We start from the raw sequence: 1,007 nt of genomic DNA, 5'->3' as shown, positions 1-1,007 counted from the left end.
GAGTAGACCATCGAGATGAGGATGTCGGTGTGACCGAGCGGGACGGACGCGTCGGCGAACCGTGGACCGCCGCCGGTCAGCATGTAGATGAGCGTGAAGTTGTTGAAGTTGAAGGCGAACGACGAGATGAGCAGCGGCGCGGTCGCGATGAGCAGGAGCGGCAGCGTGATCGCCCGCCACGTCCGCCAGCGCCCGGCGCCGTCGATCTTGGCCGCCTCCATGACGTCCCCGGGCAGCGACTGCAGCGCGCCCGTGCAGATGAGGAACATGTAGGGGAAGCCGAGCCACAGGTTCACACCGAGGACCGAGAGCTTCGCGAGCCACGGGTCGGTGAGCCACGGGATGTGCGCGCCCCCGAGGATCACCTCGTTGACGAACCCGAACCGCGTGTTGAGCAGGCCGGACCACAGCAGCGCGGCGAGGAACCCCGGGATCGCGTACGGCAGGATCATGAGCGTGCGGTACACCTTGCGCCCGCGCATCCGCGTGTCGTTGAAGACGATCGCGAGGAAGAGGCCGAGCAGGAACGTCGTGACGACCGAGCCGATCGCGAAGACGAACGTCCACACGAGGATCTTGACGAACGGCTCCGCGTAGCGGGCGTCGGAGAACGCGGTGACGAAGTTGTCGAAGCCGACGGGCACGCGCCACCCGACCGCGAGGGTCGATCCGTCGGGGGCCTCGAACTGGCCCTCGTCGTTCGGCGTGTACACGGTGCCGGTCGTGGTGTCGGTCATGGTGTCCGCCGCGGCGTCCCACTCGAGCGCCGAGGTGTAGACGTAGCCGGTCCGCGCGTCCGTGGTGCGGATCGACCCGTCCTCGGGGTCGTCCGAGACCGGCACACGGAGCTCGGTCACCTCGGCCTGGCGCTGGAGCACCTGGTCGCGGGGCAGCACGGTGAAGCCGGGGACGTCGGTCGCGCGCCCGTCCTCGACCGTCGCGCCGTCCACGACGGCGAGCGGCCGGTCGACCGTCCCGGCCTCGACGTCGCCGTCCTCGGTGACGAC

At 69.3% G+C, this 1,007-nt stretch carries 1 protein-coding gene; it reads right to left on the bottom strand.

Annotated features, from left to right (window positions below):
• A partial coding sequence (locus ACFCZN_RS21600) for an ABC transporter permease subunit (RefSeq protein ID WP_430558134.1) occupies positions 1 to 1,007 on the bottom strand: 1,007 nt, incomplete at both ends.

This window comes from Isoptericola sp. NPDC056134, from assembly GCF_042264825.1.
Classification (GTDB): domain Bacteria; phylum Actinomycetota; class Actinomycetes; order Actinomycetales; family Cellulomonadaceae; genus Isoptericola; species Isoptericola nanjingensis.
This window is presented reverse-complemented; position numbering and strand designations above follow the sequence as displayed.